The 16,255-nt window shown below is 66.8% G+C and carries 17 protein-coding genes; 4 read left to right on the top strand and 13 right to left on the bottom strand.

What is annotated here, in order from left to right; genetic code table 11:
* Positions 1 to 56 precede the first annotated feature (56 nt).
* From E5162_RS14915 to E5162_RS09695, 4 genes are all read right to left on the bottom strand, one after another.
* A complete protein-coding gene (locus tag E5162_RS14915) occupies positions 57 to 998 on the bottom strand; it encodes a hypothetical protein (RefSeq protein WP_188634450.1) in 942 nt (313 codons plus the stop codon).
* 144 nt (positions 999 to 1,142) lie between these two features.
* On the bottom strand, positions 1,143 to 1,682 hold the full coding sequence (infC, locus tag E5162_RS09705) for a translation initiation factor IF-3 (protein ID WP_135945123.1): 540 nt from the start codon (positions 1,680 to 1,682) through the stop codon (positions 1,143 to 1,145).
* 204 nt (positions 1,683 to 1,886) lie between these two features.
* On the bottom strand, positions 1,887 to 2,876 hold the full coding sequence (locus tag E5162_RS09700) for a glycosyltransferase family 9 protein (protein ID WP_135945031.1): 990 nt from the start codon (positions 2,874 to 2,876) through the stop codon (positions 1,887 to 1,889).
* Positions 2,873 to 4,003: a glycosyltransferase family 4 protein gene (locus E5162_RS09695; protein WP_135945030.1), complete on the bottom strand. Its 1,131-nt coding sequence runs from the start codon at positions 4,001 to 4,003 to the stop codon at positions 2,873 to 2,875. Before E5162_RS09695 ends, E5162_RS09700 begins: the two co-directional genes overlap by 4 nt.
* A 118-nt stretch (positions 4,004 to 4,121) precedes the next feature.
* Between E5162_RS09695 and E5162_RS09690 the strand changes: the two genes are divergently transcribed.
* Positions 4,122 to 4,889 carry an alpha/beta hydrolase gene (locus tag E5162_RS09690; RefSeq protein WP_135945029.1) on the top strand — a complete coding sequence of 256 codons (768 nt, stop codon included), beginning with the start codon at positions 4,122 to 4,124 and terminating at the stop codon, positions 4,887 to 4,889.
* On the opposite strand, the gene E5162_RS09685 is transcribed toward E5162_RS09690, so the two are convergent.
* On the bottom strand, positions 4,886 to 5,743 hold the full coding sequence (locus E5162_RS09685; RefSeq protein ID WP_135945028.1) for an SDR family oxidoreductase: 858 nt from the start codon (positions 5,741 to 5,743) through the stop codon (positions 4,886 to 4,888). The genes E5162_RS09690 and E5162_RS09685 overlap by 4 nt on opposite strands.
* A gap of 82 nt (positions 5,744 to 5,825) precedes the next feature.
* On the opposite strand from E5162_RS09685, the gene E5162_RS09680 reads away from it, so the two are divergent.
* Positions 5,826 to 6,488 (top strand): tetratricopeptide repeat protein, encoded by a 663-nt coding sequence (locus E5162_RS09680; protein ID WP_135945027.1) that lies wholly within the window; start codon positions 5,826 to 5,828, stop codon positions 6,486 to 6,488.
* 159 nt (positions 6,489 to 6,647) lie between these two features.
* The gene (locus E5162_RS09675) at positions 6,648 to 7,166 is read left to right on the top strand and encodes a CC0125/CC1285 family lipoprotein (RefSeq protein WP_233342084.1); all 519 of its coding nucleotides are present in this window, start codon (positions 6,648 to 6,650) and stop codon (positions 7,164 to 7,166) included.
* A gap of 97 nt (positions 7,167 to 7,263) precedes the next feature.
* Here E5162_RS09675 and E5162_RS09670 read toward each other — a convergent pair whose 3' ends face one another.
* The 4 genes from E5162_RS09670 to E5162_RS09655 form a co-directional block, all read right to left on the bottom strand.
* A complete protein-coding gene (locus tag E5162_RS09670; protein ID WP_158291268.1) occupies positions 7,264 to 9,522 on the bottom strand; it encodes a TonB-dependent receptor family protein in 2,259 nt (752 codons plus the stop codon).
* A gap of 160 nt (positions 9,523 to 9,682) precedes the next feature.
* Positions 9,683 to 10,069 (bottom strand): hypothetical protein, encoded by a 387-nt coding sequence (locus E5162_RS09665; protein ID WP_135945025.1) that lies wholly within the window; start codon positions 10,067 to 10,069, stop codon positions 9,683 to 9,685.
* Between the two features lie 125 nt (positions 10,070 to 10,194).
* The gene (locus E5162_RS09660; RefSeq protein WP_135945024.1) at positions 10,195 to 10,569 is read right to left on the bottom strand and encodes a hypothetical protein; all 375 of its coding nucleotides are present in this window, start codon (positions 10,567 to 10,569) and stop codon (positions 10,195 to 10,197) included.
* Between the two features lie 158 nt (positions 10,570 to 10,727).
* Entirely contained in the window at positions 10,728 to 11,501 is a 774-nt protein-coding gene (locus E5162_RS09655) for an SDR family NAD(P)-dependent oxidoreductase (protein ID WP_135945023.1), read from the bottom strand.
* Between the two features lie 145 nt (positions 11,502 to 11,646).
* Here E5162_RS09655 and E5162_RS09650 point away from each other — a divergent pair, with 145 nt between their 5' ends.
* Positions 11,647 to 12,516, top strand: coding sequence for an isoaspartyl peptidase/L-asparaginase family protein (locus E5162_RS09650; RefSeq protein WP_135945022.1), 870 nt, complete (start codon positions 11,647 to 11,649; stop codon positions 12,514 to 12,516).
* 16 nt (positions 12,517 to 12,532) lie between these two features.
* On the opposite strand, the gene ptsN is transcribed toward E5162_RS09650, so the two are convergent.
* From ptsN to lptB, 4 genes are all read right to left on the bottom strand, one after another.
* A complete protein-coding gene (gene ptsN / locus E5162_RS09645; protein WP_135945021.1) occupies positions 12,533 to 12,994 on the bottom strand; it encodes a PTS IIA-like nitrogen regulatory protein PtsN in 462 nt (153 codons plus the stop codon).
* A gap of 28 nt (positions 12,995 to 13,022) precedes the next feature.
* Entirely contained in the window at positions 13,023 to 13,655 is a 633-nt protein-coding gene (gene hpf / locus E5162_RS09640; protein WP_135945020.1) for a ribosome hibernation-promoting factor, HPF/YfiA family, read from the bottom strand.
* Positions 13,656 to 13,829: 174 nt separating this feature from the next.
* The gene (gene rpoN, locus E5162_RS09635; RefSeq protein WP_135945019.1) at positions 13,830 to 15,341 is read right to left on the bottom strand and encodes an RNA polymerase factor sigma-54; all 1,512 of its coding nucleotides are present in this window, start codon (positions 15,339 to 15,341) and stop codon (positions 13,830 to 13,832) included.
* A gap of 8 nt (positions 15,342 to 15,349) precedes the next feature.
* Positions 15,350 to 16,105 (bottom strand): LPS export ABC transporter ATP-binding protein, encoded by a 756-nt coding sequence (gene lptB / locus E5162_RS09630; RefSeq protein WP_135945121.1) that lies wholly within the window; start codon positions 16,103 to 16,105, stop codon positions 15,350 to 15,352.
* Positions 16,106 to 16,255 lie beyond the last annotated feature (150 nt).

Genomic DNA, 16,255 nt, shown 5'->3' with positions numbered 1-16,255 from the left:
GCGGACCGGCCGGTCCGCGTGCATCCTTGCAGGCTCTCGCAATTATCGCGCGAGACCTAGTAGCCCATCTCGATTTCGGAGACGTTCAGCGTGACATTGCGCCGGTCGCTGCCATAGGTGCCGACATAGATGTCGTACACGCCGCCGGAATTGCCGTTGAACTCGAGGCCGGCATTCACGCCGCTGGCGCCGTCGTCATTGCAGACCCAGCTGCCGTCGGGGCGGTTGATGGCCAGCACGGTATCCGCATCGCCAGTCGTGTAGATGTAGAGGCTGCCGCTGCCGTTATAGTTCAGCTCGACGCTCGGATTGGACGAGATGTAGCCGCGGCAGCTGGAATTGACCGCGTCGTCGGCGCGCAGATTGCCGCCGGCGGTGACGTTGCGCGTCCACGGGTCGGGCAGGTAGCCGCCGTTGAGTGTGACATTGCCGAACTCGGCCGGGGCCGAGATGTCCACGCCATACCCGCCGCTATTGTACCCGCCGCCATTGTTGTAGCCGCCATTATAGCTGCCTTGCTCGGTCTGTTCGCCGAGTTCGGAGATGAAGAGCGTGGCCGGGGCGGAGCGTCCCGAGGAATAGGTGCCGACCCAGATGTCGTACTGGCCGGACGGCGGATTGCTCCAGTAGAGCAGCGGGTTCAGCGCTTCGTCCGCACCGTCGTCGTCGCAATACCAGCGTCCGTCCGGGCCGTTGACCACGAGCGTGGTGTCGGTATCGGAATCCACGTTGAGATAGAGCGGCAGGCTGCCCGCGCTGTACTGAAGCCGGTAATCGGGGGCATTGGCGATATAGCCGCGGCAATCGGAGAAGCGGTCCTGGGCGCGGATCGAGCCGCCGGCGTTGAGGCGAACCGAATGCGGGTCGGGCGTGAAGCCGGAGGAGAGATAAGTCTCCCCGTAGCTCGGACTGGCCTGCCAGTTCTGAGCCGAGGCGACGGAGGAGAAGGCCAGGGCCACAGCCCCGGCGGCAAGAGCAGTTTGAATGATGCGTGTCATGATTTTAGCGTCCCCTTGAGTGTTTCAGCCGCGGGAAAGCTAGATCAGCCAACATGACCGCTCAATGAATTTCACGACAGGTATGAAATAAAACGCGCGGGCCGCCGGCCCGCGCGTTCACACTCATACCAATGGCGGCCAGGACTAGCGCGGCGCCATCACCATTGTCATCTGCCGGTTTTCCAGCTTGGGCTCGAACTCGACCTTGGCGACATTGGCGAAGTCCGCCTTGACGCGATTCATGACGTCCATGCCGCGATCCTGGTGGGCCATTTCGCGGCCGCGGAAGCGCAGCGTCACCTTGACCTTGTCACCGTCCTCGAAGAAGCGGTGCATGGCCTTGGTTTTGACCTCGTAATCGTGCTGATCGATGTTCGGACGCATCTTGATCTCTTTGACGTCCTGGGTCTTCTGCTTCTTCTTCGCCTCGGTCTTTCGCTTCTGCTCCTGGTATTTGAGCTTGCCGTAGTCGATGATCTTGCAGACAGGCGGGTTCGCGCCTGGCGCGACCTCAACGAGGTCGAGACCGGCTTCCTGGGCGGCTTCGAGCGCGGATTCGATCGGAACCTCGCCCTGCTTCTCCCCTTCAGCGTCGATGAGCAGGACCCGCGGCACGCGGATCTCTCGGTTTACGCGCGGGCCCTCTTTTTTGGGCGGCGGCGCGGCATGCGGACGTCGTGCTATGCGTATTCTCCCTGGTAACTGCCTTGGATGGTGACACGATACGATAATATCGCACGTCTGGCTTCTCAAAAGAACGCGCCGATTTCAATGTGGTTCGAGCGCGGCTGCGACTTTCAAGCAGATCAGGCACGCCAATATCGTAGGCGCGGGCCATAAATCAAGCGCCGATACCGGGCGAAGGGTGCGCAGCGCAGGCCCGCGCGCTCACGCCGCTTCGGGCGCGTTGGCAAATCCGCCCGCGAAACGCATCGCCTGGACGGCCTCGGCGACCGAGATCTGCGCCAGGGTCGGCGCGTGCATCAGCAAGGTGGGATGGCGTCCGCGCGGCGCGTCGAAATGGGGGGCGTCCTCGCCGGGCGAGAACATCACCGCCGGAGCCCCGGTCGCCACGATCAGGTGCAGCAGGCCGACATCCTCGCCGAAGGCGAAATTGGCCTTGCGTCCGAGCCCGGCGAGCTGGACCAGGTTGGCGCGCCCGGTCAGGTCGCGCGCGCCCGGCGCCACATGGGCGATATAGCGCCCCACCTCGCGCGCATTGGGTCCGCCGATAATGGTCGGCTCGATGCCCGCTTCGAGAATCTGGTGCGCCAGCGAGGCCCAGCGCTCCTTCGGCCAGCGCAGGGCTGGCTTCACGTCGTCCCCGGCCGGGGTGAACAGGGCATAGGGCCCCTGAAGACCGAAATAGGCCGGCTCCAGCGTACGCGAGCGCTTGGCGACGAAATCGATCCAGTCCACTTCCGGGCCGGGCGCCTCGCCGAGCGCGTAATGCGTCTGTCCCAGCCCCGCCTCGCCAAGGCGTGCCGCGACGAGATCGAGCGGATGACCGCGGCCCGCCGGCTCGGGCAGGGCCCGGATCCAGCGCGTGGAGGAAAAGCTCAGCGCGCGCCGCACCTTCTGGGCCGCATCGCCGCCATCAAGATCGTAGACGACATCGAACTGGCTCGCCCTGGCCAGTTTGCGCCGCTCGAAAAAGCCCTTCTGGGCCAGATCGGGCAGGGTCGGCTCGACCGCGTTGAAATAGACGCAATGCTTCAGAAGCCCCTCGAAATCGGGGCCGCAAAGCAGGGTAACGCGGGCCTTGGGATGATAGGCGCGAATGCGCCGGGCCGCGGCGAGCATGCGCACGGTCTGCGTCAGGTCGCCATCATGCAGGATCAGGACCTGCTCCTTGGAGGGCATGTCGTCTGTTGTCATGACCGGCAGTCTAGAAGCTCGCGATAGACCCGCAAGGTCTTCTCTTGCAGCGCGCGTTTGGAAAACATGTCGGTGACGCGCTCGCGCGCGGCGCGGGCCATGGTGTCGCGCGCTCCCGGCGTCTGGCCGAGCGCCGTGGCGATCGTGTCGGCGAGCACCTGATCGTCGCCAGGCGGCGCGCGCCAGCCGGTGACGGCGTGCTCGACCACTTCGCGCGCCCCGCCATGATCGGCGACGATCACCGGACGCCCGAGCGCCTGCGCCTCGGCGGCGCTGCGCCCGAAGGCTTCCGGCTCGATGGAGGGGTTGAGCACCAGATCGGCGGCTGCGTAGGCGGTGGCCATATCCTCGACATGACCGGGCAGGCGCAGCGCGATGCCGGCCGCTTCGGCTTTCGTGCGCAGGGTCTCGGCGTAGTCGCTGCGCCCCTGCGCATCGCCGGCGCAGACGAGGACTGCGTTCGAGGTCTGGTCCGCGATCAGGGCCAGCGCGGCGATGGCATGCTCCTGGCCCTTCCAGCGCGTCAGGCGGGCGGGCAACAGGATCAGGATCTGCTCCGGCTCGACGCGCCATTTCGCGCGCAGCGTCTGGACCGCCCTCTGATTGATGCGGGCCGGGTCGAAGCGGGCGAGGTCGACGCCCCTTGGGATGACGGCGAGCCGGTCAGCCGGTACGCCGTGTTCGCGCGTGACATGCTCGCCGATGAAGTGTGAATTGGCGATCACCCGGTCGCCGCGGGCCATGATCGAGTTGTACCGGCGCTTCAGCCCCGACCGGGCATTATAGGTGCCGTGATAGGTCGTCACGAAGGCGGCGCCGGTGCGCTTCGCGGCCCAGAAGGCGCTCCAGGCAGGCGCGCGCGAGCGGGCATGGATGAGGTCGATCTCGTGTTCGCGGATGAGGCGCGCCAGGCGGGCGGCATTCCTCCAGATGGTCCACGGATTTTTTGACTTCACCGGCAGATGAACCAACTCTCCGCCCGCGGCAGACAGTTCGCGCTCCAGCCGGCCGCCCTGGCTGGCGACGAGAGCGCGGCCGCCTGCTGCCGTGACAGCTTCGGCGATCTCGATCGTCGTGCGCTCCGCGCCGCCGGCATCGAGTTCGGGTATGACCTGAAGGATGTTCACCAAGAGGGGTCCCTGACGGGGTTCGTGTAAAAATGCCGCGCGCCGTCTCGCCCCCGTCTCATACCCGCCGCGTCTTCCACCCGCAATCACAGCAACCGCCCGCAGCCAGAGGACGATCATGAGCCAGGATGTCGAGTTTCTTCAGCGCGACCCGGAGACGCGGCTTGCCGTCAGGCAGCGCGCGGGTGCCGGCCCAGGCGACGGCCCAGGCGCCGGTCCGGGCCTGGTGTGGTTCAGCGGGTTCGGCGCGACGATGGACGGCAACAAGGCGCGCGCGCTGGATGACTGGGCGCAGGCCAAGGGACGGGCACTGACCCGGTTCGACTATTCGGGCACCGGCCAGTCGGGCGGGAGCTGGGACCGGGCCACGATCGGGCAATGGCGCACCGACGCGCTGGACGTGCTCGACGAGATCACGGCCGGCCCGCAAATCCTGGTCGGCTCCTCGCTCGGCGGCTGGATCGCCCTGCTCGCGGCACTGGCGCGCCCGGACCGGGTCAAGGCGCTGGTCCTGGTGGCCCCGGCCGCCGACCTGACCGAGACGCTGATCTGGGACGCGCTGCCCCAGCATGCGCGCGAGGCGCTGATGCTGGACGGGCGCTGGACACTGCCGGGCAGTGGCGGGGAAAAGACTAAGATTACCCGCACGATGATCGAGGAGGGGCGCAACTGGCTGCTGCTCGACGAGCCCATCGCGATCGACTGCCCCGTGCGTATCCTGCAGGGCTGGCAGGACCGGGACGTGCCGTGGTCGCACGCCGTGCGCCTGATGGAGTCGCTCAACGCGTCCGATGTGCGGCTGGAGTTACTGAAATCGGGCGATCACCGCCTGACACAGGCCGGCGACCTGGAGCGGCTCTTCGCCCTCATTGAGGACGTGAGCTAGCCACCCGCTTCCAGCACGGCGGGCAGGCCTTCGTGCCAGCTTGGATACTCGAGGCGCCAGCCGAAGGCGGCCTTGGCGCGCGCGTTCGAAACCCGGCGGACCTCTTCGTAGAAGCTGCGGGCCATCTCGCTCATCTCCGCCTCCTCCAGCGTCTCGCACGGCGGCGGATCGAGGCCGAGCAGGCGCGCCGCCCCCTCGACGACCTCGCTCTGGGGCGAGGGCCAGTCATCGCACAGATTGAAGGCGCCCTTGCGTTCCGAACGCTCCATTGCCAGGCACAGGCACGCCGCGATGTCGTCGACATGGATGCGCGAAAAGACCTGTCCGGGGCTGTCGATGCGCCGGGCCCGACCCTCGCGCAGCCGGTCGAAGGCCGACCGGCCCGGACCGTATATGCCCGAGAGCCGGAAGAGGCGCGCGCCAAGGCCCGTCCAGCCCTGTTCGGCCTCGGCCCGCCGGACCGAGCGGTCCTGGCCCGGCGTGGGCGTCTCCCATTCGAACGCCCAGCCGCCCTGCCGGTCGCCATAGACGCCGGTCGTGGACAGATAGCCGATCCAGGCATGGTCCGGCGGCGCGTCGCTCAACGCGGCCAGCACCGGATCGCCGCCGCGTCCCGGCGGGACCGAGGAGACGATGTGGGTCGCCTCGCGCGCCAGACTGCGAAGTGTTTCGGCGCCCTTCGCCGTCGCCGGATCGCAGACGGCGGGGGTGAAGCCGGCCGCGTCGATTTCCCGTGCGGTGTCATGACTGCGCGTGGTCGCGATCACCCGCGCGCCGTGGCCGGATGCCGCGCGCGCTGTGGCCCGCGCGACATAGCCATAACCGATCAGAAGCAGTGTCACAGTTTCTTTCATGGACCCCTTCGTCCGCCATGGCCTAAGATCGCGACCGCAAGACCCTGCGGTCTGAGGGGCGGTCTGAGGGAGGGACAGTTTCATGACCCATTTCGTGCGTCCAGTGATGCTCGCGCTTGGCCTGTCCGCTCTGGCCGCGCCGGCTTTCGGGCAGTCGATCCGGGCGGTCGACCAGGACCGCTACGAAGCCTGCATCGCCGAGATTGACGAGAATGCGCTGTCCGCCTTCGAGACCGGGCTGGCGTGGCAGGCCCAGTCGGGCGGCTGGCCGGCCAATCACTGCATCGGGCTGGCTATCGTGGCGACGGGAGATTTTGCCGAAGGCGCCCGGCGTCTCGAGATCAATGCCGAGGGCGCCGTGGCCGCCGGCGACTATGCGCGTGCGGTCATGTTCGGACAGGCCGGCGATGCCTGGCTTGCCGCCGGCGAACCGCACGATGCGCTGCGCGCCTTCACGCGCGGCCAGGAATTCCTGCCCCGCGATCCGGGTCTGGCGCTGGGCCGGGCCGAAGCGGCCATCGACGCGGGCTTGTGGGAAGTCGCCGAGACCGCCGCGCAGGAGGCCGTCCGGCTCGATCCGGACGCGGCCGAGGGCTATCGCCTGCGCGGGCGCGCCCGGCTCGAACAAGGCCAGGTCGGCGCAGCCGAAGACGACATGGAAATGGCTCGCGATCTCGATCCCGACAATATCGAGGTCCTGCTCCTGCGCGGCGACATCAACGAGGCCCGGCGCAGCGACGGCTAGAGCGCTGGCTCGAGGCCCGGCCGGGGCCCGGCCGGGGCCGCGATGTGGAACTCTTCGAACCGGAGGCCCGTTCGCAGGAGTCTGAAGACACTGCCCTTTGCGCGAACCGCGTGCTAGTCTCACCGCGTGCGCGAGGGCACACAAACAAGGAGTTTCGCGATGATGAAACGACTGGCTATCGCGATGACGGGCGCGGCGCTGTTGCTGGGCGCCTGCGCCCAGTCCACGCCCTATCAGGCTGCTGACGGCAGCCGGTATGGCTATGACGAGCAGCAGATCGAGTCCGATCGCTTTCTCGTCACCTTCACCGGCAATTCGCTGACCGACCGGCGCACGGTGGAGACCTTCCTGCTCTACCGCGCCGCCGAGCTGACGCTGGAACGCGGATACGATCATTTCACCGTGGTGCGCCGCGATACCGAGGAAGACACGCGGCTCGTGGGGTCGGGCGGCTATGACGCCTTCCACGTGCGCTACCGCTACTACCACCCGGCCTATGGCTGGTATGGCTGGCGGGACCCGTTCTGGAACGACGCCACCATGCGCGAGGTCAATCGCTACGAAGCGATCGGCGAGATCGTGATGGGACGCGGCCCGGCGCCGGCAGACCCGGACGCGTTCGATGCCAGCGAAGTCGTGGCCAATCTGGGCGATGCGGTGCGCATGCCGGAAGGCTGATGCGGCTTAGTTGCCATCAATACGCATGCAAAAGGGGCTCCCGTGCGGGGGCCCCTTTTTATGGCGCGTGCCGGAGTGCCGGCGTGTGCGGGCCGCGCTAGAAGTCGAAATTGACCCCGACCGTCACCGCACGCGGAGCACCCGGGCGCAGGCCTGCAGGGCGGCGGGCCACCGCGTAGGTCTCGTCGAAGAGATTGCGCACTTCACCGCGCAGTTCGACGCGCTCGGTGAGCGTGTACCACAGAGCCAGATCGGCGACCCAGCGGCTCTCGATGAGCGCGTTGCCGGGGATTTCGCCCTGTCCGGCGACGGTGCGCACGTCATCGACCCAATTGGCGGCGATCTGCGCGCCGGCCCGGTCGAGGACGAGGCCCGCGGAAAGGTAGAGCTGATGCTCGGGGATGTAGGGCAGCGCATCGCCGGGCTCGACGATGCCCCAGGGCTCGAAGTCGGAGTTGAAGCCGGTGGAGAACTCGGCGTCGGTATAGGTGTAGGCGGCGCGTATCGGGAGTGCGAAACCGGTATCGAACGGCGCCCCGAGATCGGTTTCGGCCACGATTTCGACCCCGCGGACCTCGGCTTCGCCGCCGTCGAACTGGTCGCCGACCGTGCAGCTGCCACCGGTGGACAGGGTGCAGCTTCCCAGAATGTTGTCATAGTCATTGAAGAAGCCGACCAGCTCGAACATGCCGATTTCACCGGCATAGCGCAGGCCGGCTTCGTAATTCGTGCCGTCTTCAGGTTCAGCCGTGGTCGAACCGGGCGCCGGAGGCGCGTAACCGCGATGGATGCCGCCGAACAGCGACAACCGGGGGCCGATCTCGTAGCGCGCGCCCAGGCCCGGGGCGACCCAGTCGACGGAATTCTCCCGCACGGCAAGATTCGCTCCGGTGCGCTGCGGGTCGGCCTTGCCATAGTCGCGGCGCGTCAGCTCCACGCTCTCGTAGCGCAGCCCCGGCACGAGCGTCAGCGCGCCCCAGCTCATCTCTGCCTGCGCGAAGACGGCGGCGGCCTCGGCCGACTCGATGCGGTTGGACTCGGTGCCCGGCACGTCGCGCCCCGTCAGGACGATGTTGCCATTGTCCGCGGCGAAGCGCTCATACCACTGGAAGCGGTCCATCTCGTCCTCGTGCAGGCGCGCGCCCACGCGCCAGCTCGCCTGCCCTCCGGGAATGGCCAGGTCTCCGGCCAGCTCGCTCTGAATGCCTTGCGCGAAGTAGGTGCGGTTATTGTGCTTGAGCAGGAGGGCATCGTCGGCGGAGACGAAGCCGGCCGGCGCGCGCAGAACGGCAAACTCGTCCGAATAGCGCACCGGATCGTCCAGAATGGCGCTGATGCCGACTGCCCCGCCCGGGCCGCTGCCGTCGAAATCGACGCGGTCGGTCTTGAACCAGTCGCGTTCGAAATCGGTGCGGTAGATCACGCTGGACCATTCCAGCCCGTTGCCGAAGAGGGCCTGGTGGCGGAGAGATATCTCGCTGTGATCTGCGTCCATCTCGTCAAACTGCGAGGCCGCATAGCGCCGATAGGGCGAGGCCGCGAAATCGGCGTCGGTCAGGCCGAGATAGGTTTCGTTCGACAGCTCGCTGGACACCTGACCTTTCAGTTCGAAGAGGTGGTCGGCGCCCGCGGCGCGGGTTTCGAACCGCAGCTTGCCGACAAAATCGCGGATGTCGAAGCCGGTCCCGGTCCCGGCGGCATTGTCGATCGTCTTGAAGCCGTCCGAATGCGAGGACAGGACCTCGAACAGGCCGCCAAGACGGCTGGTGTCGCCGATATCGCCCATGCCGCCGAACCAGCCATGGACGCTGGCGCTGTTCTCCTCGCCGATGCGCAGGTCGAGCGCGCCGGACAGATCGTCCGGCACCGGCGTGGAAAGCAGGTTGATCGAACCGCCCTGGGTTTGCGGACCGTAGCGGACACCGGCCGCGCCCTTGATGATTTCGACGCCGGCCATGCGGGCGGCATGCGGGAAGTAGTAGGCTGCCGGGGAGGCATAGGGGGCCGGCGCGATGAGCACGCCGTCTTCCATCAGCGTGATCTTGGCCGAACGGTCCAGCCCGGTGCCGCGCAGCCCGATATTGGGGCGTAGCCCGAACCCGTCCTCTTCCTGGAGGTAGATTCCCGGCACCTGACGCAGGATACGCGTAATGTCGCCATAGCCCTGGATATCGAGATCTTCCGGCGAGATCACGGCCGCGGAGCCGGTCACGTCGCCCGCGTCTCCGCTGAGGCCGATCACGGTCACGATTTCAGGCAGGGCGGCGGTTCCGGCCGCATCGCCTTCACCGCTGTCGGCGAAGGCGGCGCTATAGCTCAAAATGCCCGCGGCGGAAGCGAGGAGAAGGTGTTTCATCGTGCAGGACCCGGTCTGGCGTGCGCGCGGACCCCATCGCCCTGTCGGGCTTGCGGTCGGCACTGTGTCGGGCCGCATCTACAGGACGGGTTCCGGCCTGTCGAGCTTCGTGAGAATGATTTTCATCGGCAGTTGCAGCGCCGCACGCGCCGCGCAAGGTTCAGGAATTGCTGTCGTCCAGCCAGGCGCGCGCTTCGGCTTCGCTGGTGAACTGGCGCACCATGTTCCAGCGAACCGCGCCGAGCGTTTCCAGGATCAGGCCCATCTCGCGCTGTGCCTCGGTGACGATGACAGCAAATTGCAGGCCCTGCGCGTTCGGGGCGATGCTGGCAAAGCCCTCGATCCGGCTTTGGTCGGGCAGGTCGTATTCGGCGTCGCGAACGTCGAGAAGCGTGCGCGAGGTGCCATGCTTGCGCATCAGCTCAAGGATTGCGCCAAAACCCGCCGTCGTGATGTCCAGCGAGCGCTTGCCGTGCGTGCGCACAACGATCGCGTCGAGCTCTTCATCGTAGGAATATTCGATTCCAGGGATGCCCGGTTCCAGCACGCTCTCACCCTTCAGCTTCCGGCGAAGTATTGGAGCACACTGTCTCCGGCTTGAGTTGTCAATTGATTTCGGGGGTTTGGTAATAATTCATGCGCGAGACCGGTCCAGCCGGCCCGCCCCCGGGATCAGCTGTCGAGCCAGTCCACCGCTTCCTCGATGGAGGTGTGCAGCTTGGCCTCGTTCCAGAAGGCGCGAGTGGCCGTCTTCATGACGATGCCCACCTCGCGCTGGTCGGGGCGGATGACGATGGCCAGCGCCAGGCCCGTCAGAGGGGTGGCGACACGCATGAAGACGTCGATGGCCGTGGTCAGGTCGAACTCGTAATGGGCCGATCGCACATCGAGGATCATGCGATGCGTGCCGTGCTTTTCCAGCTTTTCGATGATGGGCGGCCAGACGACGTCGATGTCACCGGGTTCGCGCCGCCCTTCGATCGTGACGAGCACCGCATCGATGTCTTCAAGATAGGTCCGGTCCACTCGGCTCTGGGAATCGGTCATGCTCACCCGCGCTGACACCGCCGGCCCGGCAGACCGTCAACCGGCTCCCCGCACAGCCTCGGCGGAATTCGACGTTAGCACCGAACCCCGCCTTTTCAAGAGCTTTCGAGACCCGGATCGGAACCCGGGCGGCGGCCGCCGCCCGGGTCCGCGCCGTGCTATTTCGGGGGCATGCGCGCGCCGGCGTCCAGGCGGACGCATTCGGCGTTGATGTAGTCGTTGCCGACCATGAAGGCGACGAGGTCCGCGTATTCTTCCGGCGTGCCGAAGCGCTGGGGAAATTGCAGATGGCTGGCCAGGTTCTGCTTCACCTCCGGCGGCATCTGCTCGTAGATCGGGGTCTCGAAGAAGCCGGGCAGGATGGTGTTCACGCGGATGCCCTCGCGCGCCAGATCGCGCGCCATCGGCAGGGTCATGCCGTAAATGCCGCCCTTGGAGGCGGCGTAGGCGACCTGGCCGATCTGGCCGTCCTGGGCCGCGACCGAGGCGGTGTTGACGATGATGCCGCGCCCGCTCTTCGTCGGGTCCAGGCTGAGCATGCCTTCGGCAGCCACGGCCGCGCAGTTGAACGAGCCGATCAGGTTCACGGTCACGACGAGCGCGAACTTGTCGAGCTGGTGGCGCACGATGTCGCCGGACGAGGAGCGGCGGGCCGTCTTCTCCGCCCAGCCGATGCCGGCGCAATTGACCAGAACGCGTTCCTGGCCGTGCGCCTCGCGCGCCTTGGCAAAGCCGGCCTCGACGCTGTCCACGTCGGCCACGTTGACCTTGCAGAAAATCCCGCCGAGTTCCTTGGCGACCGCTTCGCCGCGCTCCTCGTTCAGGTCGAACAGCGCGACTTTCGCGCCCTCGGCCGCCAGGCGGCGTGCCGTGCCTTCGCCCAGACCCGACGCCCCACCGGTCACGATCGCTGCAACATCTTTCACATCCATGGCGCTCTGGCCTCCCCGTTCAGGTTTATACCGGACCGCCATTGCCGGCGGCGTGTGCAAGCGACATAGCGCCTTCGCGGTTGGGTGAAAAGGACCGCGGTGGTAAGAGGCCGGTTCGACCGACCCAATTCTTGTTGAGGCTTCCATGGCTGCGAAATCGAAAACCGCCCTCGTTCTGCATGGCGGAGCGGGGCTTCTGGCCGACCGTTCCTACGCCCAGGAAATCACCCATATGCGCAGCCTGGCCGAGGAGGGCCGCGAACGGCTCGCTCACGGCGAGAGCGCGCTGGATGTCGTGGTCGAGATCGTGCGCAATCTGGAGGCGTCCGGCTTCTATGTCGCCGGCAAGGGCACGGCGCCCAACGCGGCCGGGCGCTACGAGCTCGATGCCGCAGTGATGAAGGGCGATACGCGCGAGGCCGGGGCGGTGAGCGCGCTGGAAGGTTTTCTCTCGCCGATCCAGGTGGCGCGCGCCGTGCTGGAACGCACGCCGCACGTCCTCCTGTCCGGCGGCGGCGCGGCCGAATTCGCCCGCGAGGCGGAGCTGGAGCCGGTACGCGACCCGGTCGGCTACTACGTGCCGGCGGCGGTGGCCGACGACCGGGCCATCGCCACGGGCACGGTGGGATGTGTGGCGCTCGACAGCGAGGGGCGCCTGGCGGCGGCCACCTCGACCGGCGGCACGCTGCGCAAGCGCTGGGGCCGGGTCGGCGATACGCCGATCATCGGCCACGGCACCTGGGCGGACGAGCGCGTCGCGGTGTCGTGCACCGGCCAGGGCGAGATGTTCATGCGGGCCTGCGCGGCCGCCGACGTGTCCGCGCGCATGCGCTACGCCGGGGCGGACCTGAAGTCGGCGGTCCAGGGCGCGCTGGACGATGTGAAACGCCTGGGCGGGGATGGCGGCATCATCTCGGTCGGCGCGGACGGAGAGATCGCCGCGCTCTACAACTCGCCCGGCATGAAGCACGCCATCGTGCACCCGGACGGCGAGATCACCGCGGACATAACCTAGGCGCGGACGTCCGGTATCACGCCGCGTTGACCACAGAGCCGTCGAGAATGGCGTAGGCTGCGTCGGCATCCGGCGCGGCGCGCAGGGCCCGGCGGATTTCCTCGCGCCGGAACATCCGCGCCACGCGTGCGAGCGCCTTGAGGTGCTCGGCCCCGCTGTCCTCGGGCGCGATCAGCATGAAGACCAGATCGACCGGGTGGCCGTCGACCGCATCGAAATCGACCGATTGCTTGAGCCGGGCGAAGAGGCCGCACGTACGCTCGACGCCGGGCAGGCGGGCATGAGGAATGGCCACGCCATCGCCGACCCCGGTCGAGCCGAGCTTCTCGCGCTCCATCACGGCTTCGAGCAGGGGACGGGCGGGGATATCCAGGCGGCGATGGGCCAGCTCGCTCAGCGCGTGAAGCGCCTGCTTGCGGCTGGTCGCTGCAAGATCCACCGCCACCCCGCCGGAGGGGATCAGGTCTGAAAGGGTCATGGACGGCCTTCGTTCAGCCTGCGGCGGACTACTCCGCCGCTTCGCCGGGGCGCTCTTTAGCCCCTCGAGCCGGATCAATCCACCCCACATTTCCGTCCGGCCTGCGGTAGACGATGTTCACGCCCTTGTTCGCGGCATTGCGGAAAACCAGGAAGGGCGCGTCGATCACGTCCATCTCCAGCACCGCATTGCTGACCGACATCGTGCTGAGCTCGCCGGGCGCCTCGGCAATGATCACCGGCTCGTCGCCGCCCTCGGCGCCGCCATCGTCCTCGGCCGCGTCATCGTAATTGTCAGCCGATTTGCGTTCGCCGCGCAGCACGACGATGGAGGTCTCTTCGGCCGGGAGCGCGGTCTTGTTGTCGGCGTGATGGTCCTTCAGCCGGCGCTTGTAGCGGCGCAGACGCTTCTCAAGATGTTCGACGGCTGCCTCGGCGGCGGCATAGGCATCCCCGGCCGTGCCAGAGGCCTGGAGAAAGGCGCCCGAGGGCAGGTGAAGCGAGCAGTCGACCTTGAAGCCGCTGCCTTCCTTGGTGGCCACCACGAAGGCCTCGCCCGGCCGGCTGAAATACTTGCCGGTACCGGATATGACGCGGTCCTCGATGCGCTCGCGCAGCGCCGGTGAGACGTCGATATTCTTGGAAACGAACTGGATATGCATGGGACCTCCATCTGCAGTAAACGAGACCCGCAGACAGGCCGACCCATGTCATGTGGGCGGGCCTGATTGCGAGTAATCCGCTCGGCCACCCCTCCCTTGTCGAACCGGTCAACGGTAGCGGCGAAACGCGGTGAGCGTCAATCGATGTTGGTAGGTCCGGCAGTGGAGATGTGGTCAGCCCGTGCGCTTGAGAATGCGCCTGCGCTGCACCGATGAGGGGATGTTCATCGCCTCGCGGTATTTGGCCACGGTGCGGCGCGCGATCTCGATCCCGTCGGCCAGCAGCCGGTCGACGATCTTGTCATCGCTCATCACGTCGTCGGCCGTCTCGTGGTCGATCATGGCCTTGATGCGATAGCGCACCGCTTCGGCCGAATAGGCCTCTCCCCCGTCGGCGGACGCGATGGAGGAGGTGAAGAAGTATTTCAGCTCGAACAGGCCGCGCGGCGTGGCGACATACTTGTTCGAGGTGACGCGGCTGACGGTCGATTCGTGCAGGCTGACCGCGTCGGCGACCGTCTTCAGGTTCAGCGGGCGCAGCCAGGCCACGCCCTTGGCGAAGAAGGCATCCTGCTGGCGCACGATTTCGGAGGTCACCTTCAGGATGGTCCGGGCGCGCTGATCGAGGCTTTTGACCAGCCAGGAGGCGCTCTGCGAGCATTCGGAAATGAATTCCTGGGCCTTGGCATCCTTGCGCGCGGCCCCGGCGATCTCAGCGGCGTAGTGATTGTTGATGAGGACGCGCGGCAGCGTCTCGGTATTCAGCTCGATCGACCAGCCCATGTCGGGGCGCTCGCGCACGAAGACATCGGCCTGGATCGCCCGCGTGCTTTCACTGCCGTAGGCCAGCCCCGGCTTCGGGGTGAGGCGGCGCAACTCGGCCACCATTTCGTCGAGTTCCTCGCCGTCTACGCCGCACGCGGCCTGGAGGCCATCGTAATCGTGCTTGGCCAGCAAGGGCAGATGATCGATGAGCGCCGCCATGAAGGGGTCGAGGCTGTTGGCCGCGCGCAGCTGGAGCGCGAGGCATTCCTGCAGCGTGCGGGCCATGATGCCGGCCGGTTCGAAGGTCTGCAGCTTGTCGAGGATGGCTTCGAGCTCGGAGACGGTGACGCCCAGGCGCTGCGCGGTTTCGGCCAGGTCGGCGCGCATATAGCCGTCATCGTCGGCCAGATCGATGAGATGGGCCGCCATCATGCGGTCGGAAGGATTGAGCGCGAGTTCGGAAAGCTGATCGTGCAGGTGCTCGGACAGGGTCTTGGCACGAGAGCTGTTGGCGCCCGGATCGTAATCCTCGCCGTCGAAGCTGCCGCCCTTGCCTGCGCGCGACCAGTCGACCGGACCGGCGGCGCTCTCGCTGCCCGAACCGGCCATGTCGGACCGGGAGTCCGAATACATCGTCTCGCTGTCGGCATCGAGGGCTTCGCTGGCCTTGGCGGCCTGCGCGCCGTCGAAGCTCAGCTCCTCGCTGGATTCGGCCGACTTGGCGGGGGGCTCGTTCTCCTCACCGCCGGCCTCGGAGCGCTCGTCGCGTTCGAGCAGCGGATTGCGCTCCAGCTCGGCCTCGACAAACTCGTTCAGTTCCAGATTGTTCATCTGCAGCAGCTTGATGGCCTGCTGCAGCTGCGGGGTCATGACCAGACCCTGTCCCTGACGGACTTCGAGTTTTTGTCCCAGGCCGGCCATTCTGCCCCCTAGCTGAAGCTTTCTCCGAGATAGACCCGGCGCACATTGGCGTCCTGGCGTACCTCGTCGGGTGCGCCCTCGAAGAGGACTTCCCCGTCGTGAATGATCATGGCGCGATCGGTGATTTCGAGGGTCTCGCGCACATTGTGATCGGTGATCAGAATGCCGATTCCGCGCTGCTTAAGGTAAACAATCAGTTCGCGGATATCCGCAATCGCGAGCGGATCGATGCCCGCGAAGGGTTCGTCGAGCAACATGAAGCTCGGCTGCGCGGCCAGGGCGCGGGCAATCTCCACGCGGCGGCGCTCCCCGCCGGACAGCGCCAGCGCGGGCGACTTGCGCAAATGGTCGATGCGCAGCTCGCCGAGCAGCTCGTCGACGAGCGTCTCGCGGGCTTTGCGGTCGGGTTCGGCAATCTCGGCGACGGCGGCCACATTGTCTTCCACCGACAGGCCCCGGAAGATCGAGGCTTCCTGCGGCAGGTAGCCGATGCCGAGACGCGCGCGCTGATACATGGGCAGATTGGTGATGTCCCGCCCGTCCAGCAGGATGCGTCCGTGGTCGGCCGAGATGAGCCCGGTGATCATGTAGAAGCAGGTGGTCTTGCCCGCGCCGTTCGGTCCGAGCAGTCCGGCCACCTCGCCGCGTTGCAGCGAGAGCGAGACCGATTTCACGACCGCGCGGCGTCCGAACACCTTGCCGATCCGCTCCACCTGCAGGCCTGCTGCGGCGGAGGTCGCGAAGGGGGGCTGCTCTATCTGCATCGTTTCCATATCGCTCATCGTTAGCGGTCCATGCCTAAGATTTGGTGAAACACGCCAACTCGGCGCGATTATTGCAAGAGGTCATTCCCGCGCGCCGCCTGCATGAGGCGATTCACACGGGCTCGCGCCCACCATGCAGGCCAGGGGAGC

Origin of the sequence: Marinicauda pacifica (assembly GCF_004793635.1) — a bacterium.
GTDB lineage: Bacteria > Pseudomonadota > Alphaproteobacteria > Caulobacterales > Maricaulaceae > Marinicauda > Marinicauda pacifica.
The sequence above is the reverse complement of the archived record's forward strand: the minus strand, read 5'-3'. Positions and strand labels throughout refer to the sequence as shown.

Bases quoted from the DNA above. Each gene is read 5' to 3' on its own strand.
- E5162_RS14915 (WP_188634450.1), bottom strand. From the start codon at position 998: ATGACACGCATCATTCAAACTGCTCTTGCCGCCGGGGCTGTGGCCCTG.
- E5162_RS09700 (WP_135945031.1), bottom strand. From the start codon at position 2,876: ATGACAACAGACGACATGCCCTCCAAGGAGCAGGTCCTGATCCTGCAT.
- E5162_RS09690 (WP_135945029.1), top strand. From the start codon at position 4,122: ATGAGCCAGGATGTCGAGTTTCTTCAGCGCGACCCGGAGACGCGGCTT.
- E5162_RS09685 (WP_135945028.1), bottom strand. From the start codon at position 5,743: ATGAAAGAAACTGTGACACTGCTTCTGATCGGTTATGGCTATGTCGCG.
- E5162_RS09680 (WP_135945027.1), top strand. From the start codon at position 5,826: ATGACCCATTTCGTGCGTCCAGTGATGCTCGCGCTTGGCCTGTCCGCT.
- E5162_RS09675 (WP_233342084.1), top strand. From the start codon at position 6,648: ATGATGAAACGACTGGCTATCGCGATGACGGGCGCGGCGCTGTTGCTG.
- E5162_RS09670 (WP_158291268.1), bottom strand. From the start codon at position 9,522: ATGAAACACCTTCTCCTCGCTTCCGCCGCGGGCATTTTGAGCTATAGC.
- E5162_RS09660 (WP_135945024.1), bottom strand. From the start codon at position 10,569: ATGACCGATTCCCAGAGCCGAGTGGACCGGACCTATCTTGAAGACATC.
- E5162_RS09655 (WP_135945023.1), bottom strand. From the start codon at position 11,501: ATGGATGTGAAAGATGTTGCAGCGATCGTGACCGGTGGGGCGTCGGGT.
- E5162_RS09650 (WP_135945022.1), top strand. From the start codon at position 11,647: ATGGCTGCGAAATCGAAAACCGCCCTCGTTCTGCATGGCGGAGCGGGG.
- ptsN (WP_135945021.1), bottom strand. From the start codon at position 12,994: ATGACCCTTTCAGACCTGATCCCCTCCGGCGGGGTGGCGGTGGATCTT.
- hpf (WP_135945020.1), bottom strand. From the start codon at position 13,655: ATGCATATCCAGTTCGTTTCCAAGAATATCGACGTCTCACCGGCGCTG.
- rpoN (WP_135945019.1), bottom strand. From the start codon at position 15,341: ATGGCCGGCCTGGGACAAAAACTCGAAGTCCGTCAGGGACAGGGTCTG.
- lptB (WP_135945121.1), bottom strand. From the start codon at position 16,105: ATGCAGATAGAGCAGCCCCCCTTCGCGACCTCCGCCGCAGCAGGCCTG.